Origin of the sequence: Brevibacterium sp. SIMBA_078, from assembly GCF_046534565.1 — a bacterium.
Lineage (GTDB): Bacteria > Actinomycetota > Actinomycetes > Actinomycetales > Brevibacteriaceae > Brevibacterium.
The window spans coordinates 1-229 of sequence record NZ_JAWRYQ010000672.1 but is presented as its reverse complement, the minus strand read 5'-3'; the positions used below and the strand labels follow the sequence as shown (position 1 = coordinate 229).

The following is a 229-nucleotide window of genomic DNA, read 5'->3' as shown; positions in this document are numbered from 1 at the left end:
CCAGCTCAATACCGCGTTCATCCGCCAGTTGCACTAACTTGTCCATTGCCTCATATTGTGCCCAGCCAGCAGCCATCATACCGGCATCTTTAGCTGAATCTGAATAACCAATCATCACATTTTGAGTATTTTTAATATGACCTCGGTACCACTCATTATTAAGCAATGTAGTAATAACATTATGGCCATCGTTTAAATCATCTAAGGTCTCGAATAATGGCGCCACGGG

Annotated in this window: 1 protein-coding gene; it reads right to left on the bottom strand. The window is 42.8% G+C overall.

Annotation, left to right across the window (positions count from 1 at the left end; translation table 11 throughout):
- The coding region (locus SB749_RS21170) for a phosphoenolpyruvate carboxylase (RefSeq protein ID WP_410712054.1) at nt 1–229 on the bottom strand (229 nt) is incomplete at both ends.